This window comes from Kitasatospora sp. NPDC043950 (assembly GCF_056435345.1).
Genome location: NZ_JBWKER010000007.1, coordinates 16,677 through 42,841, shown reverse-complemented (window position 1 = coordinate 42,841; position 26,165 = coordinate 16,677). Strand labels below are relative to the sequence as shown.

Sequence of the window (26,165 nt, the reverse complement as noted above, 5' to 3'; positions counted from 1 at the left end):
GGAGGAGAGAGACGGGAGCGGAGAAGGGGGGAGCCTGGCGGGGCGGCCGCCGCGCTGCGACCGCCCCGTCACGAGCGGGTCAGCCGCCGATGAAGGCGGTGTACTCGTCCGCGCTGAGCAGCTCGTCGGTGGACTCCACCTGGACCTTGAACAGCCAGCCGCCCTCGAACGGGGCGCTGTTGACCAGGCTGTTGTCGTCCAGGACGTCCTGGTTGATCTCGACGATCTTCCCGGTCACCGGGGAGAACAGGTCGCTGACCGACTTGGTGGACTCCAGCTCGCCACAGGACTCGCCCGCGGTCACGTCGGCGCCGACCTCGGGCAGCTGCACGTAGACGATGTCACCGAGCGCGTCGGCCGCGTGGGCGGTGATGCCGACCGTGGAGACACCGCCCTCGACGGCGGTCAGCCACTCGTGCTCCTTGGTGTACTGCAGGTGCTGGGGGTTGCTCATGGCGTCATTCTCCAGGATGGGAAGCGGGTACGACGAAGCGGGCCGCCGCACGGACGGCTTCGACGCGGATCAGGCGTGGTTCGGTCATGGGCCAGGCCTGGTTCGGGCATGGGCCAGGCCTGGATCAGGCGTGGCTCAAGCCCGGGTCGGGCATGGTGCAGGCCCGGGTCCACGGGGTCTACGGGGTCTACGGGGAGGGCGGGGCCTCAGCGGCCGCGCTTGTAGAACGGCAGCGCCACGACCTCGACCGGCTCGTGCTTGCCGCGCACGTCCACCGCGACGGCGGTGCCGGGGGCGGCGTGGGCCGCGTCCACGTAGGCGATCGCGATCGGCCGGCCCAGGGTCGGGGACGGGGCGCCCGAGGTGATCCGGCCGATCGGGGCGCCGTCGGCGGAGACCACGGTGTACTCGGCGCGCGGGACGCGCTTGCCCTCGGAGACCAGGCCGACCAGCACCCGCGGCGGGTTGGCCTCGGCCTCGGCGGCGGCCTTCTCCAGCGCCTTGCGGCCGACGAAGGTGCCCTCGTTGGTGGTCTTGTCGAAGCGCACGACCCGGCCCAGGCCCGCGTCGAACGGGGTCAGGTCGGTGGAGAGCTCGTGCCCGTACAGCGGCATGCCGGCCTCCAGGCGCAGCGTGTCGCGGCACGACAGGCCGCACGGGACCAGGCCGCGGCCCTCGCCGGCGGCGGTCAGCGCCTGCCAGACCCCCTCGGCGTCGCCCGGGTTGCAGAAGATCTCGAAGCCGTCCTCGCCGGTGTAGCCGGTCCGGGCGAGCAGCACGTCGCGGCCGGCGACCTGGGCCGGGAGGATCGCGTAGTACTTCAGGCCGGGCAGGTCGGCGTCGGTGGTCCCGGCCAGGATCGCGGTGGCCTCCGGGCCCTGGACGGCGATCAGCGCGTAGGTGTCGCGGTCGTCCGTGACGACGGCGTCGAAGCCCTTGGCGCGGGCGATCAGCTCGTCCAGCACCAGCTGGGCGTTGGAGGCGTTGGCGACGACCAGGAAGGCGTCCTCGCGCAGGCGGTAGACGATCAGGTCGTCCAGGATGCCGCCGTCCTCGGCGCAGATCATGGTGTAGCGGGCGCGCAGCACGCCCAGCGCGGAGACGAAGCCGACCAGCGCGTGGTCCAGCATCTCGCCGGCCTGCTGGCCGGTGACGGTGATCTCGCCCATGTGGGAGAGGTCGAACAGTCCGGCCCGGGTGCGGACGGCGAGGTGTTCCTCGCGCTCGCTGCCGTAGCGCAGCGGCATGTCCCAGCCGGCGAAGTCGGTCATGGTCGCGCCGAGGGCGCGGTGCAGCGCGTCGAGCGCGGTGAGGCGGAGGGACGACATGGCCTGGAACTCCTCGGTCTGGGCACTCATGGGTGCACGCGCCGGAACCGGACCCGCTCGGGGGCCGACCCTGCGCGCGGGCATGCGGCGGCGTGGGTCTCCCCATCTGTCGTCGAACCTGAGAGCTTCACCGCCCACCTGCCCGCAGCTGTTTCCAGCATCCAGGACAGCATGGTGGCTTGCACCGTGGGTGGGCGCGCGACAGGGCCGTGCGCCACTTTCCAGATGTGCCTAACCCGTGCGGTAAGGGGGCCTGAGAGATTCCGGGGAGGAGTTGCTCCTTCGGCGCCGGCTGTGCCGCCTGACGGGGCACTCCGGGCTCTCCCGCGCGGGTTCGAGCGGCCGGTATGGAGTTGTCGGTCCGCCGGCGCGCCGCGCCGTCGAACGCGCACATCATGGCACGTCCGCGCCGACGACGGGAGAGGGGACCCGGTCACACCGCGCCACCGCGAACCGGCGCCCCCGGGGCGTGCGCCCTAGACTGCTGCGCGTCGGCGCAGCAGAGGGCGGCCGACCGGCAGAGGGCGGATCAGGCGCGCATGGGGTACCCGGTGGAGCAGCAGCAGGGGTGGGGCGGGCCGGAGTCGGCGCCGCCGGGCGGCGGGTGGCCGGCCAACGAGCTGGAGCAGGTGCTGACCGCCGCGCTGGGCGATCCGGGTGCGACGCCGCGGGTGATCGAGGTGCTGGCCCGCAGCCAGGTGTGGATCCCGCTGCCGGCCGGCGGCGACCCGCGGGGGCCCGCGCTGGACCTGCCGACCATCGAGCTGGCCGGCGAGCCGTACGTGCCGGTGTTCTCCTCGCAGGAGGTGTTCCTGCGGCAGGCGCCGGGGATGGCCTTCGCGGTGGCGCCGGTCTGGGAGTTCGCCCGCGGGCTGCCGCTGGGCGTGGGCATCGCGGTCAACCCGGAGGCGGCGGTGGGCATCCCGGTGCCGCCGCAGGGTGTGGCGGAGCTGCGGCGCGGCCCGCGCGAGGAGCGCCTGGCCGACCAGGAGCAGAGCCAGAGTCAGAACCAGAACCAGAACCAGAACCAGGGACAGGGCCCGGAGGCGCCGACCGGTGGCCGGGTGGCGCTGCGCGAGCCGGTGCCGGGGGAGGACCCGGAGCACTTCCTGGCCGCCTGCCGGGCCGAACTGTCCGCCCTGCCCGGAGTGTTGACCGCGCGCCGGGCGCTCGCCAGCATCGAGGGCGAGCCGACCGTGATGTTCGTGGGCGTCCAGCTGGACCAGACGGCCCCGGCCGACCCGGGTGCGGTGAACGAGGCGCTCGGCCGCGCGCTGGGAACCGCGCCGCTGCCGGGGGGCGTCCACCTCGTACTGCTCGATCTCGCCGATGACCCGGTGGTCGAGTGGCTGCTCACCCGGGTACTCCCTTTCTACGCGCGGGGTTGAGCGGGGTTCGTATCGGAGGCACGTCGCCGTGGCGGTGGCCGGTGCCGCGCCATAGGGTGCGTGCAGACGGCCGACGGGTCGGCAGGCTTGAGGAAAGAGGCGCGGCGAGGTGGGCGCATGAGTGCGGGAGCGGTAGCGGGCGGTGCACCGGGGCCCTGGGGCCAGGCACCCGCCGGGCGCCCCGGAGCGGATCCGGGCGCGCTGGAGCGCGCCCTGCGCGAGGTCGCGCCGGAGCGCTACGAGGCGTACGAGCAACTGCTGCACGCACTGGCCGACGGCCAGGTCTGGATGCTGCTGTGGCACGGTGCGCCGGGCAGCGCTGACGCCCAGTACGGGAACATGGAGATCAGCGGCCACGGCTACGCGCCGGCCGTCACCTCGTCCGAGCAGTTGGCGTCGTCCGGCTGGGCGCGGGCCCACGAGGTCATCTCCGGGCGGGAGATCGCCGCTTCGCTGTACCGGACCCGCTGGGGCCTGTGGCTCAACCCGCACGCGCCCGGCGGCGGGGTCGGGGTGCCCTGGGCGGACCTGCGGCGGATCGCCGCGGGCCTGGAGCGGCTGCCGGCCGGGCCGTTGAAGCTGAGCGAGCCGCAGCTGAACGCCCAGCCGTTCTTCGCGCTGCTGGAGCGGCAGGCCGGTGAGGTGCGCGCGGTGCGGGCGCTGCGCCGGGCCTGGGTGCAGCCGGCCGTGGGGGAGCCGTACCTGGCGATCGGCCTGGAGCTGTACGAGAGTTCACCGCCGGCGGTGGAGGCCGTGCGGGCGCTGATGCAGCGGGCGATCGCGGTGGCCCCGGAGGGGCTGGCGGTGTCCACGGTGGCGATGGCGGACGAGTACGACCCGGTGGCGCTGTGGATGCGGGCCCATTCGCGCCCGTTCTTCGACCGGGAGGCGGGGCGGCCGCCGACCGGCCCGTACCCGCCGGTGCCGCCTCCGCCGTACCCCGCGCAGCAGGGGCCGGGCTACGGCTACGGCACGCAGCAGCCCGCGCAGGGCTGGACCGGGCAGCCGCAGCAGCCGTGGCTCGGATACCCGGGGCGCTGACAACCAAAACCTTTTTCCAGAAGCCGACTTGATCTTGCATCAGGTCGGCTTCGGTGCTTTCCGGACGAACTTCCGGCCGTTACCGTCGATCATCTTGACATGCCAGTTACAGCCGTGTGAAGAGGGATATGCCGAAGACGGAGGAGGTGCATGCGCACAGATCACAGTTGGGCATCTGTCGGTTGTCAGGGCTGGCGCAAGCCAGTTCGGATGGCAGAGAGTTCTGCGCAACGCACCGCGCGTACTGGGAACCCCACGAAGGTGAACGCGCACGCCGACCGCCAGAACCACGCGAAGCCCATCCCGCGTTGGGGCAGTACCCGTGCACGACGTACTGCCGCGAACACCCGTTCCAAGCACCTCCGCACGTCCGCAGCCGTACCGCCGAACCGGTGACCGGCGCCCGTGGGCCGGCCACCGTCGGCGAGGGGACCAACTGACCATGACCGCACCCATCGCAACCACCGGGAACGAACCGGAGGCACCCGCCCCCGCGAGCCCGGCCAAGAAGATCGAGGGCCGCTCCCTCGGCCAGATCGCCTGGACCCGCTTCAAGCGCGACAAACTCGCCGTCGCCGGCGGCGTCGTGGTGATCCTGCTGATCCTGCTGGCCGTACTGGCCAAGCCCATCGAGGCCCTGTTCGGCCTCGACCCCGACGCCCTGAACCAGGACCTGCTCGACGCCAACCTGGGCGGCATCCCGCTCGGTGACTGGGGCGGGATGAGCTGGGACCACCCGCTCGGCGTCGACCCGCTCCAGGGCCGCGACCTGCTCTCCCGCGTGATCGAGGGCTCCTGGGTCTCCCTGCTGGTCGCCTTCGGCGCGACCCTGTTGTCGAACACGATCGGCACCGTGCTCGGTGTCATGGCCGGCTACTACGGCGGCTGGGTGGACACCGTGATCAGCCGCGTCATGGACGTCTTCCTCGCCTTCCCGCTGCTGCTCTTCGCCATCGCGATCTCGACCTCGCTGCAGGGCGGCGCGTTCGGCCTGCACGGCCTCCCGCTGCACATCATGGTGCTGATCTTCGTGATCGGCTTCTTCAACTGGCCCTACATGGGCCGGATCGTGCGCGGACAGACGCTGTCGCTGCGCGAGCGGGAGTTCGTCCACGCGGCCCGCAGCCTGGGCGCCCGCGGCCCGTTCATCCTGTTCAAGGAACTGCTGCCGAACCTGGTCGGTCCGATCCTGGTCTACTCGACCCTGCTGATCCCGACCAACATCCTCTTCGAGGCGGGCCTCAGCTTCCTCGGCGTCGGCATCCAGCCGCCGCAGGCCTCCTGGGGCGGGATCCTCCAGGACGCGATCAAGTACTACCAGGTGGACCCCCAGTACATGGTGGTCCCCGGTCTGGCGATCTTCCTCACCGTGCTCGCCTTCAACCTGCTCGGCGACGGGCTGCGTGACGCCCTCGATCCCAAGAGCAACTGACGCAACGTCAGGCCCTCCCTCCTTCCCATCCTCAAGGGGTTGATCTCACCCATGCGCAGGTCCCGTACCGTCGCCCTGACCGCGGCGGCAGCCGCCGCGGTCCTGATCGTGACCGGCTGCACCTCCGGCAGCAAGGGCTCCGGCTCGTCCTCCTCCGCCAGCGGCAGCAGCGCCGGTGGCGGCGGTGCCGACGCCGCCACCAAGGGCATCGTCAACGCCTCGGACAAGAAGGGCGGGACGGTCACCTACGAGATGAAGGGCGCCCCGGACTCCTTCGACCCGGGCAACACGTACTACGCCTACATCTACAACTTCTCGCGCCTGTACGGGCGTCCGCTGACCACCTTCGCCCCGGGCGCCGGCTCGAACGGCAACAAGCTGGTCCCGGACCTCGCCGAGAGCCTGGGCAAGGTCAGCGCGGACGGCCTGACCTGGACGTACAAGCTGCGCGCGGGCCTGAAGTTCGACGACGGCACCCCGATCAGCTCGAAGGACGTCAAGTACGCCGTCGAGCGCTCCAACTTCGCGCCGGACGTGAACTCCAACGGCCCCACCTACTTCCACGACCTGCTGGTCGACAACGAGACCCCGTACCAGGGCCCGTACAAGGACAAGACCGGCGGCCTGAACTCGATCGAGACGCCGGACGACCAGACCATCGTCTTCCACCTGAAGCAGCCGTTCGCGGACTTCGACTACCTGGTCGGCTCCCCGCAGACCGTCCCGGTCCCGCAGGCCAAGGACGACGGCGCCGGCTACGTGAAGCACGTGGTCGCCTCGGGTGCCTACAAGTTCGAGTCCTACGAGGACGGCAAGCAGCTCACCCTGGTGCCGAACACCAACTGGGACCCGAGCACCGACCCGATCCGCAAGCAGCTCGCGGACAAGATCGTGGTCCGGATGGGCATGGAGCAGTCCACCATCGACAAGGACCTGATCGCGGGCAACGCCCAGGTGGACCTGGTCGGCAGCGGCGTCGACCCGCAGACCCAGGCGCAGATCCTGCAGAACCAGAAGCTCAAGGCGAACACCGACAACGCCTACGGCGGCCGCCTGGCGTACGTCGCGATCAACACCAAGGTCGCGCCGTTCGACAACCTGGAGTGCCGCAAGGCCGTCCAGTACGCGATCGACAAGGTCTCCGTGCAGACCACGCTCGGCGGCCCGATCCGCGGCCAGATCGCCAACACGGTGATCCCGCCGGACGTCCCGGGCCACCAGGACTTCAACACCTGGGCGACCAACGGCAACAAGGGTGACGAGGCCAAGGCCAAGGACGCCCTCAAGGCCTGCGGCAAGCCCGACGGGTTCAGCACGGTGATCACCGCCCGCACCGAGCGCGACCCGGAGGTCCAGGCCGCGACCGCGATCCAGGCCGCGCTGAAGAAGATCAACATCAACGTCGAGATCCAGAAGTACGCGCAGGGCAAGTACTTCTCGGACGCCGCCGGTGTCCCGCAGTTCACCCAGGACCACAACATCGGTCTGATGATGATGCAGTGGAGCGCCGACTGGCCGACCGGCTACGGCTTCCTGCAGCAGATCTCCGACGGCCGCGCCATCAAGGCCTCCGGCAACAGCAACCTGGCCCAGCTCAACGACCCCGAGGTCAACAAGCTGCTCGACGACGCCATCACCAACACCGACCAGTCGGCGCGCGAGAAGATCTACGGCCAGATCGACAAGAAGATCATGGACCAGGCGGTCTACGTCCCGCTGACCTACTTCAAGGTCTTCCTGTACCGCCCGGACAGCGCCACCAACCTGGCGTCCACCTCGGGCTTCTCGGGTGAGTACGACTACCTGAACATCGGCACCACCAAGTAAAGAGCCTGGCTCCACATCCCTGAAGGCAGGTGAAGGCAGCGGCCGCCCGCCGCCGTCCGGAAGACCCCGGACGGCGGCGGGCCGCCGGAGCCGCCCAACTGTGTTTGCCTACATCATCCGCAGGATCTTCGCGGCCGTCGTGCTGCTGCTGGTGGTCAGCGCTGTCACCTTCGCGATCTTCTTCCTGCTCCCGCGCATCGCCGGCGAGACCACCGACCAACTGGCCACGCAGTACGTCGGGAAGAACCCCTCCCCCGAGGCGATCGCCGCGGTCAAGAAGAACCTCGGGTTCGACCAGCCGCTGTACACCCAGTACTGGAACTTCCTCAAGGGCCTGGTCAGCGGCGCCGAGTACAAGTTCGGCCCGGACCCGGTCACCTGCCACGTACCGTGCTTCGGCTACTCCTTCAAGAACCACCTGGAGGTCTGGCCCGAGCTGATCAAGCGCGTCCCGATCACCCTCTCGCTCGCCGTCGGCGCGGCCGTGCTCTGGCTGGTCTCCGGCGTCGCCACCGGCGTCGTCTCCGCGCTCAAGCCGCGCTCGGTCTTCGACCGGATCGCCATGGGCATCTCCCTCGCCGGCGTCTCGCTGCCGGTCTTCTTCACCGGCGCGGTGCTGCTCGCCCTGTTCAGCTACGAGTGGCCGATCCTGGACAACCTCCAGTACGTCGACTTCGCCGACGACCCGCTGATGTGGGCCCGCAACCTGATCCTCCCGTGGATCTCGCTGGCCTTCCTCTACTCCGCGCTCTACGCCCGGCTCACCCGCGCCGGAATGCTGGAGACCATGAGCGAGGACTACATCCGCACCGCCCGGGCCAAGGGCCTGGTCGAGCGCAAGGTCGTCGCCCGGCACGGACTGCGCGCCGCGCTGACACCCGTCATCACCATCTTCGGCATGGACCTCGGCCTGCTCCTCGGCGGCGCCCTCATCACCGAGCAGGTCTTCTCGCTCCAGGGCGTCGGCGCCTTCGCCGTCCAGGCGATCGCCGACAACGACCTGCCCAAGATCCTCGGCGTCACCCTGCTCGCCGCCTTCTTCATCGTCGCCTGCAACCTCGTGGTCGACCTCCTGTACGCACTCGTCGACCCCCGGGTGAGGCTCTCGTGACCGAGCTCCAGAAGACCGAGGCGGTCGCCGCCCAGGCCCCGTCCGGCGACCCCTTCCTCTCCGTCCGCGACCTGCGGATCCACTTCGACACCGACGACGGCCTGGTCCGCTCGGTGGACGGGGTCAGCTTCGACCTGCACAAGGGCCGCACCCTCGGCATCGTCGGCGAGTCCGGCTCCGGCAAGTCCGTCACCTCGCTCGGCATCATGGGCCTGCACCGCACCAAGCGGGCCCGGATCACCGGCGAGATCCGGCTGGACGGCGAGGACCTGATCGCGGCGGGCCCCGAACGGGTGCGCCAACTGCGCGGCCGCGAGATGGCGATGATCTTCCAGGACCCGCTGACCGCGATGCACCCCTACTACACCGTCGGCGCGCAGATCGTCGAGGCGTACCGGGTGCACCACCCCCAGGCATCCAAGAAGCAGGCCCGGGCCCGCGCGGTCGAGATGCTCGACCGGGTCGGCATCCCGCAGCCCGACCGCCGGGTGGACGACTACCCGCACCAGTTCTCCGGCGGCATGCGCCAGCGCGCCATGATCGCCATGGCGCTGGTCAACGACCCCTCGCTGCTGATCGCCGACGAGCCCACCACCGCCCTGGACGTCACCGTCCAGGCGCAGATCCTGGACCTCATCCGCGACCTCCAGGACGAGTTCGGCTCGGCCGTCATCATCATCACCCACGACCTCGGGGTGGTCGCCGAACTGGCCGACGACATCCTGGTCATGTACGGCGGCAAGTGCATCGAGCGCGGCCCCGCCGAGACCCTCTTCGACGCGCCCGAACACCCCTACACCTGGGGCCTGCTGGGCTCCATGCCGCGCCTGGACCGCGAACTCCAGGACCGCCTCGTCCCGGTCAAGGGCACCCCGCCCAGCCTGATCAACGTGCCGTCCGGCTGCGCCTTCCACCCGCGCTGCCCGTACGCCGACCGGACCGGCGGGCGCTCCGCGAGCGAGCTCCCGGTGCTGGCCGAAGCCTCGCCCGGCCACTACGCGGCCTGCCACCTCCCGGCCGCCGAACGGCACCGCATCTTCGCCGAAGAGATCGCGCCCCGGCTGTGAGCCCGGCCTCGTACCACCTTTCTGGAGAGAACCGATGACGGACACTCAGGCAGCCACGGCCACCGCGCCCGCGCCCGCCCCCGACCGCGAGCCGCTGCTCCGGGTGACCGGCCTGACCCGGCACTTCCCGATCCGAGGCGGACTGCTGCGCCGCCAGACCGGTGCGGTGCGGGCCGTCGACGGCATCGACTTCACCGTCAACGCCGGTGAGACGCTCGGGGTCGTCGGCGAGTCCGGCTGCGGCAAGTCGACGATGGGCCGACTGGTCACCCGGCTCGACGAACCGACCGGCGGGAAGGTCGAGTTCGAGGGCACCGACATCACCCACCTGGGCGTCGGCGCGATGCGGCCGCTGCGCCGCGACATCCAGATGATCTTCCAGGACCCGTACTCCTCGCTCAACCCGCGGCACACCGTCGGCACCATCGTCGGCGCGCCGTTCCGGTTGCAGAAGGTGGAGCCCGAGGGTGGCACCAAGAAGGCCGTCCAGGAACTGCTGGAACTGTGCGGGCTCAGCCCCGAGCACTACAACCGCTACCCGCACGAGTTCTCCGGCGGCCAGCGCCAGCGCATCGGCATCGCCCGGGCACTCGCCCTCCGGCCGAAGATGATCATCGCGGACGAGCCGGTCTCCGCCCTGGACGTCTCCATCCAGGCCCAGGTGGTCAACCTGCTGGACGACCTCCAGCGCGAACTCGGCCTGACCTACCTGATCATCGCGCACGACCTCTCGGTGGTCCGGCACGTCTCGGACCGGGTCGCGGTGATGTACCTCGGCAAGATCGTCGAGATCGCCGACCGCGACTCCCTCTACGCGAGCCCGCTGCACCCGTACACCAACGCGCTGATGTCCGCGGTGCCGGTGCCCGACCCGCGCCGGCGCCAGCGGGCCGGCCGCGAGCGGATCCTGCTCACGGGCGACGTCCCCTCGCCGATCAACCCGCCCAGCGGCTGCCGCTTCCGCACCCGCTGCTGGAAGGCCCAGGACGTCTGCGCCGGCCAGGAGCCGCCGCTGACGGCGCTGAAGACCGGGCACGAGGTGGCGTGCCACTTCCCCGAGCTGGGCGAGGGGAAGTAGGGCGTGGGCCCACGCGAACGATGCGCCGCACCGGAACACCGGCTTTGATCAGCCGGTCGTTCCGGTGCGGCGCATCGTGGCGTCCGGGGCCCTCATCCCGGTTGGGGCGGTGCGGTGTTGATCACGCGTCAGGGTCGGGGCCCTTGCCGGTGGGCAGCCGGGTCGCCGCAGGCATCGCGAGCCCGGCCGCGAGGAAGACGGCCGCCAGCGCCACCCACCCGTACTGACCGGCCCCGACGACCGCGACCAGGGCGACCGGCGCGGCCACATTGGCGGCTCCGCGGCCGATGGCCAGGACGCCCTGGTACTGGCCGGTGGCGTGCTCGGGAGCGAGCTGGAAGCTGAGCCCCCACTCGCCGGAGACCTGGTACATCTCCCCCCACGTGTGGGCGATCATCCCCAGGCCGAGGATGCCGGTCGCGACCAGGGCGTTCCCCCAGCCTGCGACGCCGTACAGCAGGCAGGCGCAGCCGAGGAAGAACCCGCCGAGGCGGGAGATCCGCCCCCACAGGCCCGGGGTGGTGTCGTTGCCCTTGGAGCTCACCTGGACCTGGAAGATCACCACCAGGACCGTGTTCAGGACGATCAGGGCGCTGAACAGCCAGGCGGGTGCCTTGGTGTGGGTGACCAGCCACAGCGGAATGGCGATCTCCATGAGGGCGCCGTTCAGCGACAGTACGGCGTTCAGCCCGGTGAACCGCAGGTACCGGAGGTCCTTGAACGCTGTTCCCAGCGGCTGCTTCTCGATGTGCGCGGGAGGCGGATGCCGTACGGGCATCCGGTTCAGCACGAGGGCCGACCCCGCGTAGGCCAGCGCCGCGACGACCACCATCGCCTCGTACGCGGCCCGGGTGTCCAGGTACAGGGCCAGGCCGGCGGCTCCCGCGCCGAGTGAGATCCCGATGTTGCTCACGACCTGCTGGTGCGCGCGCGCGGTCACCCGCTCCTCGGCCGAGGCGATCAGGGACACCAGGGCGGGCAGGACCGTGCGGCAGCCCCGCTGCACGACGCCCACCGCGCACGCCGTGACGGCGAACGGCCAGAAGGAGCCGACGGCCAGGTAGCACAGCACCGCCGGCCCCGCGGCGACGGTGAGGACGAGCAGGACCCGCCGCGGCCCGATGCGGTCGGAGAGGTGTCCGATCGGCAGGGCCGCCAGCAGGCCGGCCAGGCTGGCAACCGTGAGCCCGATGCCCACGTCCACCATCCGCAGACCCACCACCCGGGTGAAGAACAGAACGCTGACGGTGGCGAACAGCCCGTCCCCGAGGGTGGTCAGGAACGTGGACAGCGTCAGTCCGCGCACCGGCCCGGCCGGCGGGACCGCCCTGGCGAGGGCCAGCCGGGCAGCGCTCGTCCGGGTCGGGGGAGCCGTCGTATCCGTTTTCGTCACGTGGCGGCAGCCGCCTGGAAGGTGACCGGCAACGTCGCCAGGTAGCGCATGGTCGCGGTGCGCTGGCGCAGTGGCTCCCCGGTCATCCGCAGGCGTGTGGGGCGCCTCAGAATGGCCTTGATCAGCGCCTGCAGCGTCACCTGGGTGAACAGGTTTCCGACGCAGGTGTGCGGGCCCCGGCCGAATGCCATGTGCTGATTCGGTGTCCGGTCCAGAATGATTTCGTCGGGACGGGTGAATTTTTCGGGATCGCGGTTTGCCGCGCCGAAAAGCACCACGACGACGTCTCCGCGCTTGAGCTGGACGGATCCGACGACGACGGGCTCGGTGACGATGCGGCTGGTCCCCTGAACCGACGCGTCGTAGCGCATGAGTTCGTCGAAACCACTCGACAGCAGCGCCGGGTCGCGCATCGCCTCGAATTTGTCGGGGTTCTCCAGCAGCGCCAGCATGGCATTTCCGGCACCGGCGACGATCGAGCTGTAGCCGGACTGGAAGACGACCCGCACCGTGTTCCGGACGAAGGAATCGGCGACATCCACCTCGGCACGGTTGCCGGCGACATGGGCCAGCAGTCCGGGGCGCGGATTGGCCGTGAACCAGGACTCGACCATTTCGCTCAGTCGGCCGCGCGCCTCGATGCCGAGTTTCCTGAGTTCCGTACCGGTCTCGATTCCGTCCCCGGCGGTTTCGGGCGCCAATCCGGCGTCCATGCTCCGCACGATGGCATCCGATATCGCGGCGAAGGTCCTGACGTCCGGCTGCTCGATGCCCATGAGCTCCGAGATGGTCGCCAGGGCGAGCGGCTCGACGACCTCCGACATGAGATCGAACTCCACCCTGCCCTCCAGGCCGTCGAGCAGCGACCCGACGAGGGCCTCGCCCTGCTCGCCGACGGCCTCCAGGTCCTGGGCGCGCAGGGCGTTCATGAAGAGGCTGCGGAGCGGGCCGTGGTCCGGCGGGTCGAGGGTCTGGAGGCTCAGCCACGGCTCGGAGACCGACTCGCCGGCACGCCGCCAGTCCGTCGCGAACACCGCGGGGTCCTGCAGCACCATCTGGCAGTCGCGGTACCGGGTCAGCACCCAGCTCTGCATCTTCTCGTGCCAGTGCACAGGCTCCGACGCGCGCAGCTCCGCGTAGACCGAATAGGGATCGGCGAGAGTGGAGCTGTCGAGGGGGTCATAGCGGACCGGGAGTTTCATGGACAATTCCTAGGATTCTTGAACGGCCTATGAGGCCCATGTTCCCGCTGGGCCACGAGCGTGCGCCGGACCCGGACGCATCCGGGTCCGGCGCCAATTCTCGCCGACGATACCGGGCTCTGCCGCGGTTCGGGCAATATAATTAGTCGTTGTAACGCATGGAAATTCACCTACCCGAGCTAAATGTCCCGGCCATTGGCGCGGACTGTCGACGTTCGGACATCGGGGATGCCGGTGCAATCGGCATCAGGGATTTCAGTCGTTGTAGCGCACGGAAGTCTCCTCTCCGGTTGTTCATGTTCGAAGCCCCAGTGCTTCTCTCGATGGAAATGAAACTACCACCGGCATTCGGCCCCGTCCATGAGTTATTTCCGGGATCAATTTCCCAAACCAGCCAACCCGGGCAAAGGGTGCATCGAATTCGGGAGGGAAATGCGAATTGTATTCTCCATACCGTACGACCCGCAGTATTTCGCGAATATGTCGAAATTTGGTGTTCACGTCAACTCTGCGCAGAGTGTCCGGACCGGCGGCGGTCGTCGCCCGGGCCCGCGCGTCCGAGGCGGGGCCACGGACCGCGGCCGTACGCGGAGGGGGGAAGGGTTTCGTACGGGGCATAGTTGTTCGGTGACCTCGCAGATCTTCCCCTCCGACGTGCAGCAGTCGCTGGACCTCGTCGGCATCTTCGTCTTCGCCCTCTCCGGGGGGCTGCTCGCCGTCCGCAAGAACATGGACATCTTCGGCATCGCGGTGCTGGCCGAGGTCACCGCGCTCGGGGGCGGCGTGATCCGGGACCTGGTGATCGGGGCGACGCCCGTCGCGGCGTTCAGCAACCTCGGGTACTTCATCACCCCGCTGGTCGCCGCGCTGGTGGTGTTCTTCCTGCACCCCGAGGTCGAGCGGATCAACCGGGCGGTGCAGACCCTGGACGCCCTCGGCCTCGGCCTGTTCTGCGTCACCGGCACCGCCAAGGCGCACGACTACGGGCTCGGCGCGGTGTCGGCCGTCGCACTCGGCATGGTCACCGCGGCCGGCGGCGGGGTGATCCGCGACGTGCTGGCCGGCGAGATCCCCTCGCTGCTGCGCTGGGACCGGGAGATCTACGCCGTCCCGGCCCTGGTCGGCGCCGCCCTGGTGGCGGTGCTGATCGGCGTCGACCGGCTGACCGGCGCCACCGGCACCGCCGCCGCGCTCACCGCCTTCGGGCTGCGGATGCTCGCGCTGAAGTACGGCTGGCGCGCCCCGAGGGCCTGGCACCGCAACGGTTCTCGCACCAGCGAGGAGTAGGCGAGCCGCCGTACGCGAGCGAGATCGCCTCCGCCGTGCAGAGCAGTTCCGGCACCATCCGGGCGAGTTCGGCCGGCGGCACCTGGCTCGCCGGGGCGCTCAGCGCGCAGGCCGCGACCGTCCGGCCGCCGCTGCCCGCCACCGGCGCGGCCACGCACGTCACCGGCTCCCGGTGCTCGGCCGACTCCGCCGCCCAGCCCCGCAGCCGCACCGCCGCCAGTTCGGCCGGCAACTCCTCGTCGGGGGTGCCGTCCTCGGGCAGCCCGGCCAGCAGCACCCGGCCGATCGCCGTCCCGCCGGCCGGCGCCCGCCGCCCGATCCGGGACGCCCGGGCGGTGCCCGGCCCGGCCCAGCTCCCGGCCACCTCGTCCAGGTACAGCACCTCGCCGTCCTGGAGCACGGCCAGCTGGACGGTGTAGCCGCAGCGCGCGTTGAGCGCCGCCAGGTACGGCGCGGCGACCTGCCGGACGTCGATCTCCTCCAGCGCCCGGTGGGCCAGTGAGAGCACCCGGCCGCCGAGGCGGTAGCGCAGATCGGGCTGGCGCTGCGCGAAGCCGTGCTCCTCCAGGGTGCGCAGCAGCCGCAGCGCGGTGGACTTGTGCACCCCGATGCTGGTCGCGGCCTGCTCCAGGGTGACCGGCCCGTCGCCGAGCGACCCGAGCAGGGTCAGGGCGCGGTCGACCGACTGCGACATGGCGCACCGCTCCTGTCCGCGCCGATGGGAAGTGAGAGTGGGACGTGATCCCGGGCCGTGCCCGCGGGCCGGGCCGGGGCCCGTCCGCGGGAAGCGTTCGTCAGGCTAACCGCTCGCCCGCGCGGTGGGTCAAACGGGTGCCGGACACCGGTGTCCGGTGGGCGCGCGGTCCGGGAACCGCCCGGGCGACACCCGGGAGTCGTCCGGTGGACGTCCGGTGGCCGGATCGGTGCGCACACCGGGACGGGGCCCGGGGAGTGCCCTCTACAATCGGATGGTTATGCCATACCTGGACCATGCGGCGACCACGCCGATGCTGCCCGAGGCGATCGCCGCGATGTCGGCGCACCTGGGGGTGGTCGGCAACGCCTCGTCCCTGCACGCGGCCGGCCGCCGGGCCCGCCGGGTGGTCGAGGAGGCCCGCGAGTCGCTGGCCGACTCGCTGGGCGCCCGCCCGAGCGAGATCGTGCTCACCGGCGGGGGCACCGAGTCCGACAACCTCGCCGTCAAGGGCCTGTACTGGGCCCGCCGGGACGCCGACCCGGCCCGCACCCGGGTGCTGTGCAGCCCGGTCGAGCACCACGCGGTGCTGGACGCGGTGCACTGGCTTTCCGAGCACGAGGGCGCCGACGTCGAGTACCTGCCGGTCGACCTGCTCGGCCGGGTGCACCCGCAGGCGCTGCGCGAGGCGATCGAGCGGGACCCGTACTCGGTCGCGCTGGTCACCGTGATGTGGGCCAACAACGAGGTCGGCACCGTCCAGCCGGTGCGCGAACTCGCCGCCGTCGCGGCCGAGTACGGCATCCCGATGCACGCCGACGCGGTGCAGGCGCTCGGGCAGGTCCCGGTCTCCTTCGCCGAGTCGGGGCTCACCGCGCTCACCGTCACCGGACACAAGATCGGCGGACCGTTCGGCATCGGCGCGCTGCTGCTCTCGCGCGGCGCCGCGCCCGTCCCGCTGCTGCACGGCGGCGGCCAGGAACGCGACGTCCGCTCCGGCACCCTGGACGCGCCCGCCGCCGCCGGCTTCGCCGCCGCCGCGGCCCTCGCGGTCGAGCGCCAGCCGGAGCACGCGGTCGTGCTCGGCGCGCTGCGCGACGAGCTGATCGCCGCCGTGCTGGCCACCGTCCCCGCCGCGGTGCTCAACGGCGACCCGGCCGCCGAGGGGCGGCTGCCCGCCAACGCGCACTTCTCCTTCCCCGGCTGCGAGGGCGACGCGCTGCTGATGCTGCTCGACGCCCAGGGCATCGAGTGCTCCACCGGCTCGGCCTGCTCGGCCGGGGTGCCGCAGCCCAGCCACGTACTGCTCGCGATGGGCGTCGACCCGGCGCTGGCCCGGGCCTCGCTGCGGTTCTCGCTCGGGCACACCTCGGTGCGCGAGGACGTGACGGCGCTGGTCGAGGCGCTCGCCCCGGCCGTCCAGCGGGCCCACAATGCGGGGCTGGCCTCGGTGCGGCGGTAGTTCCTCCGGGCGGCCGGGCATGGACGGCGGCCCCGTACTCTTGTAGTCACCATGACTGACTTCCCGGGTGCCCCGACCGCTCCGTCCACCGGCCGTCTGCGCGTGCTCGCGGCGATGTCCGGCGGCGTCGACTCCGCCGTCGCCGCCGCCCGCGCCGTCGAAGCGGGGCACGAGGTGACGGGCGTCCACCTGGCGCTGTCCGCCAATCCGCAGTCCTTCCGCACCGGGGCCCGCGGCTGCTGCACCATCGAGGACTCCCGGGACGCGTGGCGGGCGGCCGACGTGATCGGCATCCCGTTCTACGTCTGGGACCTCGCCGAGCGCTTCCGCGAGGACGTCATCGACGACTTCGTCGCCGAGTACGCGGCCGGCCGCACTCCCAATCCCTGCCTGCGCTGCAACGAGAAGATCAAGTTCGCCGCGCTGCTCGACAAGGCGATCGCGCTCGGCTTCGACGCGGTCTGCACCGGCCACTACGCCCGGATCGTCGACCTGCCGTCCGGGGAGCGCCAGCTGCACCGCGCCGTCGACGCGGCGAAGGACCAGTCGTACGTCCTCGGCGTGCTCGACGCCGACCAGCTCGCCCACTCGCTGTTCCCGCTCGGCGACACCACCAAGGACGTCATCCGCGAGGAGGCCGAGCGCCGCGGCCTGGCCGTCGCCAAGAAGCCGGACAGCCACGACATCTGCTTCATCGCCGACGGCGACACCCAGGGTTTCCTGGCCAAGCACCTCGGCACCGCCACCGGCGACATCCTCGACGCCGACGGCACCAAGCTCGGCGAGCACGACGGCGCGTACGGCTTCACCATCGGCCAGCGCAAGGGCCTGCGGATCGGCCGCCCGGCGGCGGACGGCAAGCCCCGCTACGTGCTGGACATCTCGCCGGTGAACAACACCGTCACCGTCGGCCCGATCGAGGGCCTGGACGTCACCGGGCTCACCGCGATCCGGCCGCGCTGGTGCGGCACCGAGCCGCTCGCCGACGGCCGGTACACCGCCCAACTGCGCGCCCACGGCGAGGAGGTGCCGGTCTCCGCCTCCGTCGTGGACGGCGAGCTGCGGGTGAAGTTGGACAGCCCGGTGCGCGGCATCGCCCCCGGCCAGGCCGTGGTGCTGTACGACGGCACCCGCGTCGTCGGCTCCGCCACCATCGCCGGCACCGAGCGCCCGGCAGTCCGGGCGTAGTCCGGCTCCGAGTGCCCGGCCGTCCGGTGCGGACGGCCGGGCTCGCTCAGTGCTGCGGGACGGGGTTGCCCGGGGAGTCCAGCCAGACGTGCTGGCCCTCCAAGGTGACCGTCAGGCCGAACCGCTCGTACCCGGGGCGGCCCTGGTCCGCCCACCACCGGTAGGCCGCTTCCAGCTCATCCCAGAGGTTCCGGGGGCCGGACTGGTACACCTCGTACCTCGTGCGGTCGCGCTCGTAGTCGGCGGAGGCCCAGGAGAGGGTGTCGCGGCTGTAGAGCCACAGTGTGTAGGCGTCGTTGTCGTAGCGCTCTGTCCGCCAGAACGTACCGGGTACGCCGGATCCGATGACGAACTGCTCGAACCACCCGCCCGTGGCCCGAGGGGACAGACTGGTGGTGCTCCGCACCCCGTGTGCTGGCCACTCCTTCCCGTGCAGGTAGGCGTCGAACGACGGCCGGTCCGTGCGCTGGTGGCGGAGTCGCATGAACGCGGAGCCTCGGGTGAACTTGCCGCTCGCGCTGGTCCCGTCGTCGTTCACGGTCAGACGGATGATCTGCTCGCCGCCGTACTCGGTGCCGAACGGGGCGACGATGATTCCGCCGGGGGCCGTCTGTTCCAGCCATGCGGGAGGGATCTCCAGCAGGGAGCAGGTGGCGATGATCCGGCTGTAGGGGGTGTCGTCCGGCCAGCCGTGGCGTCCGTCGCCCTCGATCACGGTCGGTGCGAGTCCGGCCCGGTGCAGGTTCTCGCGGGCGCCGCGTGCGACGTGAGGGTCGTACTCGACGGTCACCACGTTGTGGTTGCCCAGGCGGTGGGCGAGGAGGCCCGCGTTCCAGCCGGTGCCGGCTCCGACCTCCAACACCTTGTGGCCCGGGCGGACGTCGAGGTCCTGGAGCATCGAGAACACCATGGTCGGCATGGAGTTGGAGGAACTCGGGGTGGTGCCGAGCCCGTCGCCCTGGTGGTTGCCGTCGTCCCACTGGGTGGTCAGCGGGATGTCCGAGTAGACGGCCCTGCGCCACGCCTCGGGGTCCTGTGACCGGTACAGCACGGGGTTCTGGCGGGTGCCGTCCGCGATGCCCGGCCAGATGCGGTCCGGGACGAACAGCTCGCGGGGTACCGCGTTGAAGGAGGGGAGCCAGTCTGAGGAGAGTGCGCCGCCGGCCACCAGCGCGGAGGCGAGCCCCTGGGGGCCCGCCTCCTGGTGCGTTTCGCCGGTCACTCCGCCGGGGCCTTGCCGTCGCTGCTGTTGCCGCCTTCGTCGGAGCCCCCGCCGCCGTGTCCGGCGCCCTTGTTGGAGTCATCCTGCTGCTTGCCGCCCTGGCCGTCGCCGGAGCCGCCGCTGCGCTTACCCATCTCTGTACCTCCGTGTGCTGGTTGGTTGCGACAGGCGGATGCCTGCCGGGTGATGCTCAGCCGCCTCGGGTATACCGGGCGGCAGCTCCCCGAGGGCGCGCGACCGCCCTCGGGGATGCCTCCGCTGTCGACCGTGGATTGCCACTTCGCCGGACGGCGGGAGCCGGTGGGGTTACTGCCTGCCGCCCGTGCCGCTGGCCCGGCGGCACGGGCGGGGGTTTCAGTGGGCGCGGTTGATCAGAATCAGGGCCGCAACGACGATGTGCAGCCCGGCAGCGGCGGACACCCCCAGGGCAGCCCAGACTCGGTCGGGATCGGGATCGGGATCGGGATCGGGATCGGGATCGGGGTCGGAAACGGACGGCGGCGCGTCTTCGGGATCGAAACCGTCGTCCGGCGGCTGCCGGCTCACGGAGAGGTCGGCTTGGGCGTCGGGAGGTCGGCGTGCACGACCTTCCCGAACGGGCGGGGGCTGGCGCCCCAACGGCCCTGGGTGAGCCGGTGGACCATCGCCAAGCCTCGACCCGACGTGGCGTCGGGCCCGGCCTGGATCATCACGGGCATCGAGCAAGAGCCGTCACCGACGAGGATGCGGATGATTCGGTCGCTCGGGCGGCGCACGGCGACAATCATGCGTGTCTGACAGCCGGTCCTGACGGCGTTGGTGGCCAACTCGCTGGCGATCAGGGAGGCATCGTCCACCAGATCGTCCAACCCCCACTCCCGAAGCTTCGCCACGACGAACCGACGCGCGGCGCCCACCGACTCGGCCTGGTACGGCAGGCGGATGGTCGCCGGTGTGGTGAAGCGAGCGGTATCCGGTGTAGCGACGGCAGTCAGCAGCGTTTCCCCAGTGCAGCCGATCACGTTGGTCGGCAAAGCGGTGAGTGGAGACATCAAGATTCGCTCCCGTGGATGGATCAGGGCGGCTGATGCTCATTCAACGGTCACGTTGCGGTCGCAGGAGACTCCGATCCGGTGACTCCAAATCGGAGTCAGGGCTGGCACCGTGGACCTACGATCAGTACACGCTGTAAGGGGAGCGAGACCATGGGTGTTCAGCCAAGTGTGCGTGAAGTGGCCGCTGGGCTACTCCAGGACGAGCGTCTGCTGCGAGCGTGTGCGACCCGCGACATGGGCGCCGTATTCCGGCTCCTCAACGCGCGCGGCATCAGTACCCGGCGGATTGCAGCCGCTGTGGAGATCAGCCAGGGACGGCTTTACGACTACATGAACGGCAAGACCAGGGTCGAGAAGTTGGCGTTGTTCGAGCAGATCGCCGACGCCTTCCACATTCCGGGGCAACTGCTCGGTCTTGCCCGCAGGTCATGGGAGCCGGACGCCACTCCTGGACCCTCGCCCCTTGCGCAGGCTTTACCGGAAGCCGACGGCGACGACCTGGCCACCGTGGATGCCTTTCGCCGTGCGGATCGGCAGGCGGGAGGTGGACGCCTGTACTCGGCTGTGGTTCACCATCTCTCCGGCAAGGTTGCGCCGCGTCTGGTCGATGTTGCGAGCGGCCCGCAGGTGTTCGCTGCCGCCGCTGCGCTCACTGAGATGGCCGGCTGGATGGCCCACGACTCCGGCCGTGACGACCTGGCTGCCCGGCACTTCGCTCGCGCGCTCCCTCTCGCCCGCGCCTCCGGCGATCTGCCGTTGATGGCACACGTAGCAGCCAGCACCAGCCACCTTTCCCTCCAGGCCGGCGATTCGGCGGAGGCCGTGCACTGGGCTACCGTCGGCATCGAAATGGCCTGCCAGGGCCCGCATCTGCCAGGCCTCATGGCTCGGCTGAACGCCATGATGGCCCGAGCGTTGGCAGCCTCTCGGCAGCACGGTCCGGCGGCGCGGGCACTCGACCACGCTCACACCGCACTTGCGGTTGGAGCTGATGATGAGCATCCGTGGTTGAGCCCTTTCGACGACGCTACCCTCGCCAGCGAGTCCGCGTTGGCGTTCAGCGACCTGGGCCGCTCCAAGCTTGCCCTTCGATGCGGTGAGCAGGCTGTGGTCCTACGGGAAGAAGGCCGCGCGCGTTCGCTCACATTCAGCCGCATCACCCTCGCACGCATCCACGCCGATTGCGGAGACTTGGACGCCGCAATCGGCGTCGGAACAGAACTTCTGACCACCAGCCCGACCCTCGGGTCCGTCCGAGTCGTCCATCAGATGGATGGCCTCGGTGAACTCTTCGGGCGGTACCGCGAGTACGGCCCGGTGCGTGAATACCTGGCACGATTCGATGAGGCGCGCAGAGCCCGGCTGCTCCTGCTCGCCGACATCATCCCGTCGCCTCGGGGAGGTTCAACGTGAGACCCGCACCCACCGACACCGATGCCTGGCACGCCTACCTCGCCGAGGGCAATGCCCGGCAGGCTCGCAAGCGCGTCTCTGCGGACGTGATCCTGCGCGACCAGGCTGGTCGCATCCTGACCGTCAACCCGACCTACAAGGAGGGTTGGGACCTGCCCGGAGGGATGGCTGAGGCCAATGAGTCGCCGGACGAGGCCGCAGTGCGGGAACTGCGCGAGGAACTGGGCCTGGAGATCACGGTCCACCGCCTGCTGGTCGTGGACTGGGTTGCCCCGCACGGCCCGTGGGACGACCAGATCGCGTTCATCTTCGACGCGGGCACCCTCTCGTCCGACCTGGCCGCGCGGGTGCGGCCGCACGACGACGAACTGTCCGAGGCCGTCTTCCTGTCCGCGCCGGAGGCCGCCGACCGGCTGCGAACCCGCCAGCGGAACCGGCTGAACGCGGCTGTGAGAGCGATCGCGGATGGCGGCTCACGGTATCTGCGGGACGGGGTGGAGACGTGGTGATGGATCCGGGACAGGAGAAGGACGGCCATGGTTGAGAACGGCAGGCAAAGGGCGCGGCGGGTACCTCTTCGAGGCGGGGATGCTCAAGCGGGCGAAGCGGTCGGGCTGGTGGATCGCCGGGGTGAAGGATCCCGAGACCATCGCGGAGCACTCCTGTGGATCGACAGCAGTCTCGGCAGCCTCAAGACCGAGTCCGCCCGCCAACTCGCCGAGGCGGCACTGTCGATGACCTCGCTGGAGTGGCAGCAGGCCTACCTCGCGTAGCGTGCATCCCGAACTCATGCGCGAGCACTCGCCGCAGTGAATTCATGACTGTCCGTCAAATCCGCTGATCTGTCGGAGTAAACTGCAATGGCCACCGCCCAGTTGGGCGGTGGCCATTCCCGCGTACGCCCGTAAACTTGGCGGTTCCGGCGCACGCGCATAACACCTCGGCCAGTATGCCAGCCCGGACGCGCTCCGGCTCGCATATCGGCCACGAAAGGCCGAACGTGCCCGTCGCCGTCACCACCGAAGCCCTCGCCCTCTCCCGCCCCACCGGCACCCCGCCCGCCAACGAGTTCCGGGTCCGCATCGGGCAGTGGATGCAGAGCGTCCCGACCGGTGGGCCCTGGAAGTCCCTCGGGCCGTCCTTCGTCCTCTTCCTCATGCACGCCGCGCAGAAGGCCGACGCGGACGGGACCAACCTCCACTGCCCGCCGTCCAACCTCTGGTTCTCCCGGGCCTGCCGGGTCTCCAAGGACTCCGTCCCCGGCTTCTACCGGGCCGCCGAGGCGGCCGGGGTCATGGCCCTCGTCCACGGCCCCTCCGGCATCCGGGTTCGCGGCTACGCCGTCACCGTGCCCCTGGGCGGCGTCCCCGACTGGGACGCCGCCCTCGCCGTCCTGCGCGCCGACGCCCGGCGCGTCAAGCAGGAGCAACTCCGCTGCGCCGCCGGTAAGTCCGCACGTGCGGAGTCGGTGAAGTCCGCACCTGCGGCGCTGCCGAGGCCGCGCTGCGGCGAACGGAAGTCCGCACGTGCGGAGCCGGACAAATCCGCACGTGCGGGCTCGTCGCTCCGCACGTGCGGACGCAACCAGGAAGTCCCTTACCAGGACAAGAAGATGGTTGCTGTTGTAGTGACGGGTACCACTCCGCGCGCGAGCGAACAGCCCGCACCGGCACCGCTGCCGCCGCCGCCCGACCCCACGGGCTGGGAGCGGATGACCGAGCACCTGCCGCCCGACCTCCAGGAGCCCGCCCGCGCCGTCCCGGAGGACGACCTGCTGCGCCGGTTCACCACCATGGCCGTCCGGGCGGGCTGGGCGTCCCCGGGTTGTCTGGCCGCCCGCCTGGCGTCCCACCGGCCCGAGAACACGCCCGGCGCCGACCCCGCGGACCGTCTCGCTGCCGCTCTGGTCGCCGTCCTGGGTGTCCTCTCGGACCGACACGCCCACCCGGGCCGGGGGCTCCTGCCCTCCTGCGCGTGAGCAGCAGTGCCGGCCAAGGGGGACGATCACCCTGTCGACCCGGCCGGATCGAACGCTCCTGGCATACTCGCAGTGCCGGCTGCGCGGCTTCCTCGCACGGGACAACGTGACTGCCCGGGCCCGGGAGGTGGACTGCTACCAGCTCTCAGCAGCCCGAAGGCCGAATCGGCAACTCGCCGCGGCCGCCGGCACACCCTCCGGAGAGGACGGCATGATGCTCGGAGGGAGGCTGGCCGAGGCCTAAAGCCGGTGAGTGAGTGCGCCGGGGCGTGATAGACCAGATGGCACTATGAACATCACAGTCTTCTGCTCCGCGTACTCGCTCGACGACCGCTACACCGCTCCCGCCGCCGAATTCGCCCGGCTCCTCGGCGAGGGCGGGCACACCCTGGTGTGGGGCGGCTCGAACGCCGGGCTGATGGGGCTGCTGGCCGACGAGGTGAAGGCGGCGGGCGGCAGGCTGGTCGGGGTGCTCGTCGAGATGCTGAAGCACAAGGGGTACGTCGGTGCCGACGAGCTGGTCATGACCCGTGACCTGGCCGAGCGGAAGGCGGAGCTGGCGTCCCGGGCGGACGCGATCGTCGTGCTCGTGGGCGGGCTGGGCACCCTCGACGAGGTGACCGAGGTGCTGGAGCTCAAGAAGCACGGCATGTTCGACAAGCCGGTGGTCGTCCTGGACACCGAGGGCTTCTACACGGGCCTGCGCACGCAGATGGAGCGGATGGACGCCGAGGGCTTCCTGCCCCGCCCGCTCGCCGAGCTGATCCGGTTCGCCGACACCCCGGCCGAGGTCTTCGCGCAGCTCAAGGCCTGAGAGGATCACCACCATGGCCACTCATCTGATCACCGGCGCCGGCTCCGGCATCGGCGCCGTCCTCGCCGAACGCCTCGCCGAGCGCGGGGACGACCTCTGGCTGCTGGCCCGCGACGCCCGCCGCGCCGCCGAGCTGCGCGAGCGCTTCCCCGGGGCGAAGACCCTGGTCGGGGACCTCGGCGACCCGGCCAAGCTCTCCTGGGCCTTCGGCCACCAGGCGCTGCCCGTCGAGCTGGACTCCGTGCTGCACGTCGCGGGCATGGTCGAGCTGGGCACGGTCGGCGACCTGTCGGTCAAGGCCTGGCAGGAGACGCTGAACGTCAACCTGGTCGCCCCCGCCGAGCTGACCCGGCTCCTGCTGCCCTCGCTGCGCCTGGTCAAGGGGCACGTGGTGTTCGTCAACTCCGGTGCCGGGCTGTCCGCCCATGCCGAGTGGTCGGCCTACGCGGCGAGCAAGCACGGCCTCAAGGCGCTGGCCGACGCGCTGCGCCAGGAGGAGCACCCGAACGGCGTCCGGGTCACCTCGGTCTACCCGGGCCGCACCGCCACCGCGATGCAGGCCAAGGTGCACCAGCAGGAGGGCAAGGCCTACGACGAGGACCGCTGGATCGCCCCCGAGTCGGTGGCCAAGGCGATCCTCGCCGCCCTCGACGCCTCCCGTGACGCGGAGCTCACCGACATCACCGTCCGCCCGGGGCGCTGAAACGCGCGCGGCGCCGCGCACTAGGCTCGGGCGGGTGAGCACCCCACAGCCCTTCCCCGACCTGCGCGGCGCCGCCACCGGCGTCGGTTCGCTGCCCGGCACCGACGCCCGGGAGGCCGCCAAGACCTCCACCGGGGCGTTGGAGCAGTTGCCGTTCCTGCCCGAACTGCCCGCCCGCGGGCCGGGTGCCGACATGATCGGCCGTGGCGCCGGCCTGCTGGTCGAGCTGTTCGCGCAGACCGAGCCGAGCGGCTGGCGCTTCGCCGACCGCCCCGGCCGGGACACCCGGCGCGCCCACTCCTGGCTGCGCGAGGACCTGGACGCGCTGGAGGAGTTCACCCAGGGCTACCAGGGCGCGCTCAAGCTGCAGGCCGTCGGGCCGTGGACGCTGGCCGCCTCGATCGAGCTCAAGTACGGCGAGAAGGCGCTCTCCGACCCCGGCGCCTGCCGGGACATCGCCGGTTCGCTCACCGAGGGCCTGCGCCGCCACCTCGCCGACGTCCGCAGTCGGGTCCCGGGCGCCCAACTGGTCCTCCAGCTCGACGAGCCCTCGCTGCCCGCCGTGCTGGCCGGTTCGGTGAAGACCGCCAGCGGCTTCCAGCGGCTGCGCTCGGTGGACCGGCAGGTCGCCGAGGAGGTGCTGCGCGAGGCCATCCGGGGCCTGGACGTGCCCGTCGTCGTGCACTGCTGCGCGCCGGACGTGCCGATCCCGCTGCTGCGCTGGGCCGGTGTGGCCGGGGTCTCGCTGGACTTCTCACTGCTGACCGAGCGGGACGACGACGACCTGGGCGAGGCGGTCGAGGCGGGCACGGCGATCCTCGCTGGTGTCGTGCCCTCCACTGACCAGGCGGTGTCCGACCCGGCCGGTAGTGTCCAGGGTGTCAGGACCTTGTGGCGCAGGCTCGGGTTCGCCCCGGAGCTGCTGGGCCGCCGCGTGCTGGTGACGCCGACCTGCGGGCTGGCCGGGGCGTCCCCGGCGTACGCGCGCAAGGCGCTGTCGCTTGCGGCGCGGGCGGCGCAGAGCCTGGTGGACAACCCGGAATGAGAAC

Annotated in this window: 25 protein-coding genes, 1 pseudogene and 1 riboswitch; of the genes and pseudogenes, 17 read left to right on the top strand and 9 right to left on the bottom strand. The window is 71.0% G+C overall.

The features are described 5' to 3' along the window. Nucleotides 1–79: 79 nt before the first annotated feature. Nucleotides 80–454, bottom strand: a complete 375-nt coding sequence (gene gcvH / locus AC07BF_RS06850) for a glycine cleavage system protein GcvH (protein WP_350884663.1) — start codon at nucleotides 452–454, stop codon at nucleotides 80–82. Between the two features lie 206 nt (nucleotides 455–660). Then, nucleotides 661–1,812 (bottom strand): glycine cleavage system aminomethyltransferase GcvT, encoded by a 1,152-nt coding sequence (gene gcvT / locus AC07BF_RS06845; RefSeq protein WP_400806309.1) that lies wholly within the window; start codon nucleotides 1,810–1,812, stop codon nucleotides 661–663. Between the two features lie 201 nt (nucleotides 1,813–2,013). Continuing rightward, nucleotides 2,014–2,119, bottom strand: a riboswitch (glycine riboswitch). 202 nt (nucleotides 2,120–2,321) lie between these two features. On the opposite strand from gcvT, the gene AC07BF_RS06840 reads away from it, so the two are divergent. The 7 genes from AC07BF_RS06840 (at nucleotide 2,322) to AC07BF_RS06810 (ending at nucleotide 10,726) form a co-directional block, all read left to right on the top strand. Continuing rightward, a complete protein-coding gene (locus AC07BF_RS06840; RefSeq protein WP_478317264.1) occupies nucleotides 2,322–3,170 on the top strand; it encodes an enhanced serine sensitivity protein SseB C-terminal domain-containing protein in 849 nt (282 codons plus the stop codon). A 117-nt stretch (nucleotides 3,171–3,287) separates the two neighbouring features. Then, on the top strand, nucleotides 3,288–4,211 hold the full coding sequence (locus AC07BF_RS06835; protein ID WP_478333049.1) for an enhanced serine sensitivity protein SseB C-terminal domain-containing protein: 924 nt from the start codon (nucleotides 3,288–3,290) through the stop codon (nucleotides 4,209–4,211). A gap of 442 nt (nucleotides 4,212–4,653) precedes the next feature. Beyond that, nucleotides 4,654–5,643, top strand: coding sequence for an ABC transporter permease (locus tag AC07BF_RS06830; RefSeq protein ID WP_363582092.1), 990 nt, complete (start codon nucleotides 4,654–4,656; stop codon nucleotides 5,641–5,643). 51 nt (nucleotides 5,644–5,694) lie between these two features. Beyond that, a complete protein-coding gene (locus AC07BF_RS06825) occupies nucleotides 5,695–7,470 on the top strand; it encodes an ABC transporter substrate-binding protein (RefSeq protein WP_400331148.1) in 1,776 nt (591 codons plus the stop codon). A gap of 100 nt (nucleotides 7,471–7,570) precedes the next feature. Continuing rightward, nucleotides 7,571–8,581, top strand: coding sequence for an ABC transporter permease (locus tag AC07BF_RS06820; protein WP_363582096.1), 1,011 nt, complete (start codon nucleotides 7,571–7,573; stop codon nucleotides 8,579–8,581). Beyond that, the gene (locus tag AC07BF_RS06815; protein ID WP_363582098.1) at nucleotides 8,578–9,648 is read left to right on the top strand and encodes an ABC transporter ATP-binding protein; all 1,071 of its coding nucleotides are present in this window, start codon (nucleotides 8,578–8,580) and stop codon (nucleotides 9,646–9,648) included. The genes AC07BF_RS06820 and AC07BF_RS06815 overlap by 4 nt, the downstream gene beginning before the upstream one ends. A 34-nt stretch (nucleotides 9,649–9,682) precedes the next feature. After that, on the top strand, nucleotides 9,683–10,726 hold the full coding sequence (locus AC07BF_RS06810) for an ABC transporter ATP-binding protein (protein WP_363619267.1): 1,044 nt from the start codon (nucleotides 9,683–9,685) through the stop codon (nucleotides 10,724–10,726). 121 nt (nucleotides 10,727–10,847) lie between these two features. On the opposite strand, the gene AC07BF_RS06805 is transcribed toward AC07BF_RS06810, so the two are convergent. Next, a complete protein-coding gene (locus AC07BF_RS06805; RefSeq protein ID WP_478333048.1) occupies nucleotides 10,848–12,119 on the bottom strand; it encodes an MFS transporter in 1,272 nt (423 codons plus the stop codon). Then, nucleotides 12,116–13,321, bottom strand: a complete 1,206-nt coding sequence (locus tag AC07BF_RS06800; protein ID WP_478333047.1) for a cytochrome P450 — start codon at nucleotides 13,319–13,321, stop codon at nucleotides 12,116–12,118. Before AC07BF_RS06800 ends, AC07BF_RS06805 begins: the two co-directional genes overlap by 4 nt. Nucleotides 13,322–13,948: 627 nt before the next feature. Between AC07BF_RS06800 and AC07BF_RS06795 the strand changes: the two genes are divergently transcribed. Continuing rightward, complete coding sequence (locus AC07BF_RS06795; protein WP_363582106.1) at nucleotides 13,949–14,608, top strand: trimeric intracellular cation channel family protein; 660 nt, start codon at nucleotides 13,949–13,951, stop codon at nucleotides 14,606–14,608. Here the strand turns inward: AC07BF_RS06795 and AC07BF_RS06790 are convergent. After that, the gene (locus tag AC07BF_RS06790; protein WP_478333046.1) at nucleotides 14,514–15,302 is read right to left on the bottom strand and encodes an IclR family transcriptional regulator; all 789 of its coding nucleotides are present in this window, start codon (nucleotides 15,300–15,302) and stop codon (nucleotides 14,514–14,516) included. The genes AC07BF_RS06795 and AC07BF_RS06790 overlap by 95 nt on opposite strands. A 280-nt stretch (nucleotides 15,303–15,582) precedes the next feature. Between AC07BF_RS06790 and AC07BF_RS06785 the strand changes: the two genes are divergently transcribed. Then, nucleotides 15,583–16,764, top strand: a complete 1,182-nt coding sequence (locus AC07BF_RS06785) for a cysteine desulfurase family protein (RefSeq protein WP_363582110.1) — start codon at nucleotides 15,583–15,585, stop codon at nucleotides 16,762–16,764. A 51-nt stretch (nucleotides 16,765–16,815) separates the two neighbouring features. Next, complete coding sequence (gene mnmA / locus AC07BF_RS06780) at nucleotides 16,816–17,952, top strand: tRNA 2-thiouridine(34) synthase MnmA (RefSeq protein ID WP_478333045.1); 1,137 nt, start codon at nucleotides 16,816–16,818, stop codon at nucleotides 17,950–17,952. A gap of 46 nt (nucleotides 17,953–17,998) precedes the next feature. Here mnmA and AC07BF_RS06775 read toward each other — a convergent pair whose 3' ends face one another. The 4 genes from AC07BF_RS06775 to AC07BF_RS06760 all read right to left on the bottom strand — a co-directional run bounded on the left by AC07BF_RS06775 (nucleotide 17,999) and on the right by AC07BF_RS06760 (nucleotide 20,205). Then, the gene (locus AC07BF_RS06775) at nucleotides 17,999–19,174 is read right to left on the bottom strand and encodes a methyltransferase domain-containing protein (RefSeq protein ID WP_478333044.1); all 1,176 of its coding nucleotides are present in this window, start codon (nucleotides 19,172–19,174) and stop codon (nucleotides 17,999–18,001) included. After that, nucleotides 19,171–19,308, bottom strand: a complete 138-nt coding sequence (locus AC07BF_RS06770; protein WP_400471434.1) for a hypothetical protein — start codon at nucleotides 19,306–19,308, stop codon at nucleotides 19,171–19,173. The genes AC07BF_RS06775 and AC07BF_RS06770 overlap by 4 nt, the downstream gene beginning before the upstream one ends. A gap of 220 nt (nucleotides 19,309–19,528) precedes the next feature. After that, a complete protein-coding gene (locus tag AC07BF_RS06765) occupies nucleotides 19,529–19,720 on the bottom strand; it encodes a hypothetical protein (protein ID WP_478333043.1) in 192 nt (63 codons plus the stop codon). Next, nucleotides 19,717–20,205 (bottom strand): ATP-binding protein, encoded by a 489-nt coding sequence (locus tag AC07BF_RS06760; RefSeq protein WP_400806285.1) that lies wholly within the window; start codon nucleotides 20,203–20,205, stop codon nucleotides 19,717–19,719. The genes AC07BF_RS06765 and AC07BF_RS06760 overlap by 4 nt, the downstream gene beginning before the upstream one ends. 153 nt (nucleotides 20,206–20,358) lie before the next feature. On the opposite strand from AC07BF_RS06760, the gene AC07BF_RS06755 reads away from it, so the two are divergent. The 7 genes and pseudogenes from AC07BF_RS06755 to AC07BF_RS06725 all read left to right on the top strand — a co-directional run bounded on the left by AC07BF_RS06755 (nucleotide 20,359) and on the right by AC07BF_RS06725 (nucleotide 26,161). Further along, a complete protein-coding gene (locus tag AC07BF_RS06755; protein WP_478333042.1) occupies nucleotides 20,359–21,621 on the top strand; it encodes a helix-turn-helix domain-containing protein in 1,263 nt (420 codons plus the stop codon). Further along, nucleotides 21,618–22,130, top strand: a complete 513-nt coding sequence (locus AC07BF_RS06750) for an NUDIX hydrolase (protein ID WP_363633237.1) — start codon at nucleotides 21,618–21,620, stop codon at nucleotides 22,128–22,130. The genes AC07BF_RS06755 and AC07BF_RS06750 overlap by 4 nt, the downstream gene beginning before the upstream one ends. A 79-nt stretch (nucleotides 22,131–22,209) precedes the next feature. Then, nucleotides 22,210–22,284, top strand: a pseudogene (locus AC07BF_RS06745) (HD domain-containing protein); the annotation flags it as partial. Between the two features lie 337 nt (nucleotides 22,285–22,621). Then, nucleotides 22,622–23,599, top strand: coding sequence for a hypothetical protein (locus AC07BF_RS06740; protein WP_478333041.1), 978 nt, complete (start codon nucleotides 22,622–22,624; stop codon nucleotides 23,597–23,599). A 289-nt stretch (nucleotides 23,600–23,888) separates the two neighbouring features. After that, entirely contained in the window at nucleotides 23,889–24,413 is a 525-nt protein-coding gene (locus AC07BF_RS06735) for an LOG family protein (RefSeq protein WP_400331119.1), read from the top strand. A gap of 13 nt (nucleotides 24,414–24,426) precedes the next feature. Beyond that, nucleotides 24,427–25,116: an SDR family oxidoreductase gene (locus AC07BF_RS06730; protein ID WP_363582130.1), complete on the top strand. Its 690-nt coding sequence runs from the start codon at nucleotides 24,427–24,429 to the stop codon at nucleotides 25,114–25,116. Nucleotides 25,117–25,150: 34 nt separating this feature from the next. Next, nucleotides 25,151–26,161 (top strand): methionine synthase, encoded by a 1,011-nt coding sequence (locus tag AC07BF_RS06725; protein ID WP_478333040.1) that lies wholly within the window; start codon nucleotides 25,151–25,153, stop codon nucleotides 26,159–26,161. The last annotated feature ends 4 nt before the right edge of the window (nucleotides 26,162–26,165 follow it).

What these genes read in the sequence shown, in the direction of transcription:
- gcvH (WP_350884663.1), bottom strand. Translation starts at nt 454, where the DNA reads ATGAGCAACCCCCAGCACCTGCAGTACACCAAGGAGCACGAGTGGCTG.
- mnmA (WP_478333045.1), top strand. Translation starts at nt 16,816, where the DNA reads ATGACTGACTTCCCGGGTGCCCCGACCGCTCCGTCCACCGGCCGTCTG.
- AC07BF_RS06760 (WP_400806285.1), bottom strand. Translation starts at nt 20,205, where the DNA reads ATGTCTCCACTCACCGCTTTGCCGACCAACGTGATCGGCTGCACTGGG.
- AC07BF_RS06810 (WP_363619267.1), top strand. Translation starts at nt 9,683, where the DNA reads ATGACGGACACTCAGGCAGCCACGGCCACCGCGCCCGCGCCCGCCCCC.
- AC07BF_RS06735 (WP_400331119.1), top strand. Translation starts at nt 23,889, where the DNA reads ATGAACATCACAGTCTTCTGCTCCGCGTACTCGCTCGACGACCGCTAC.
- AC07BF_RS06800 (WP_478333047.1), bottom strand. Translation starts at nt 13,321, where the DNA reads ATGAAACTCCCGGTCCGCTATGACCCCCTCGACAGCTCCACTCTCGCC.
- AC07BF_RS06830 (WP_363582092.1), top strand. Translation starts at nt 4,654, where the DNA reads ATGACCGCACCCATCGCAACCACCGGGAACGAACCGGAGGCACCCGCC.
- AC07BF_RS06730 (WP_363582130.1), top strand. Translation starts at nt 24,427, where the DNA reads ATGGCCACTCATCTGATCACCGGCGCCGGCTCCGGCATCGGCGCCGTC.
- AC07BF_RS06840 (WP_478317264.1), top strand. Translation starts at nt 2,322, where the DNA reads ATGGGGTACCCGGTGGAGCAGCAGCAGGGGTGGGGCGGGCCGGAGTCG.
- AC07BF_RS06755 (WP_478333042.1), top strand. Translation starts at nt 20,359, where the DNA reads ATGGGTGTTCAGCCAAGTGTGCGTGAAGTGGCCGCTGGGCTACTCCAG.
- AC07BF_RS06825 (WP_400331148.1), top strand. Translation starts at nt 5,695, where the DNA reads ATGCGCAGGTCCCGTACCGTCGCCCTGACCGCGGCGGCAGCCGCCGCG.
- AC07BF_RS06835 (WP_478333049.1), top strand. Translation starts at nt 3,288, where the DNA reads ATGAGTGCGGGAGCGGTAGCGGGCGGTGCACCGGGGCCCTGGGGCCAG.
- AC07BF_RS06770 (WP_400471434.1), bottom strand. Translation starts at nt 19,308, where the DNA reads ATGGGTAAGCGCAGCGGCGGCTCCGGCGACGGCCAGGGCGGCAAGCAG.
- AC07BF_RS06785 (WP_363582110.1), top strand. Translation starts at nt 15,583, where the DNA reads ATGCCATACCTGGACCATGCGGCGACCACGCCGATGCTGCCCGAGGCG.
- gcvT (WP_400806309.1), bottom strand. Translation starts at nt 1,812, where the DNA reads ATGAGTGCCCAGACCGAGGAGTTCCAGGCCATGTCGTCCCTCCGCCTC.
- AC07BF_RS06790 (WP_478333046.1), bottom strand. Translation starts at nt 15,302, where the DNA reads ATGTCGCAGTCGGTCGACCGCGCCCTGACCCTGCTCGGGTCGCTCGGC.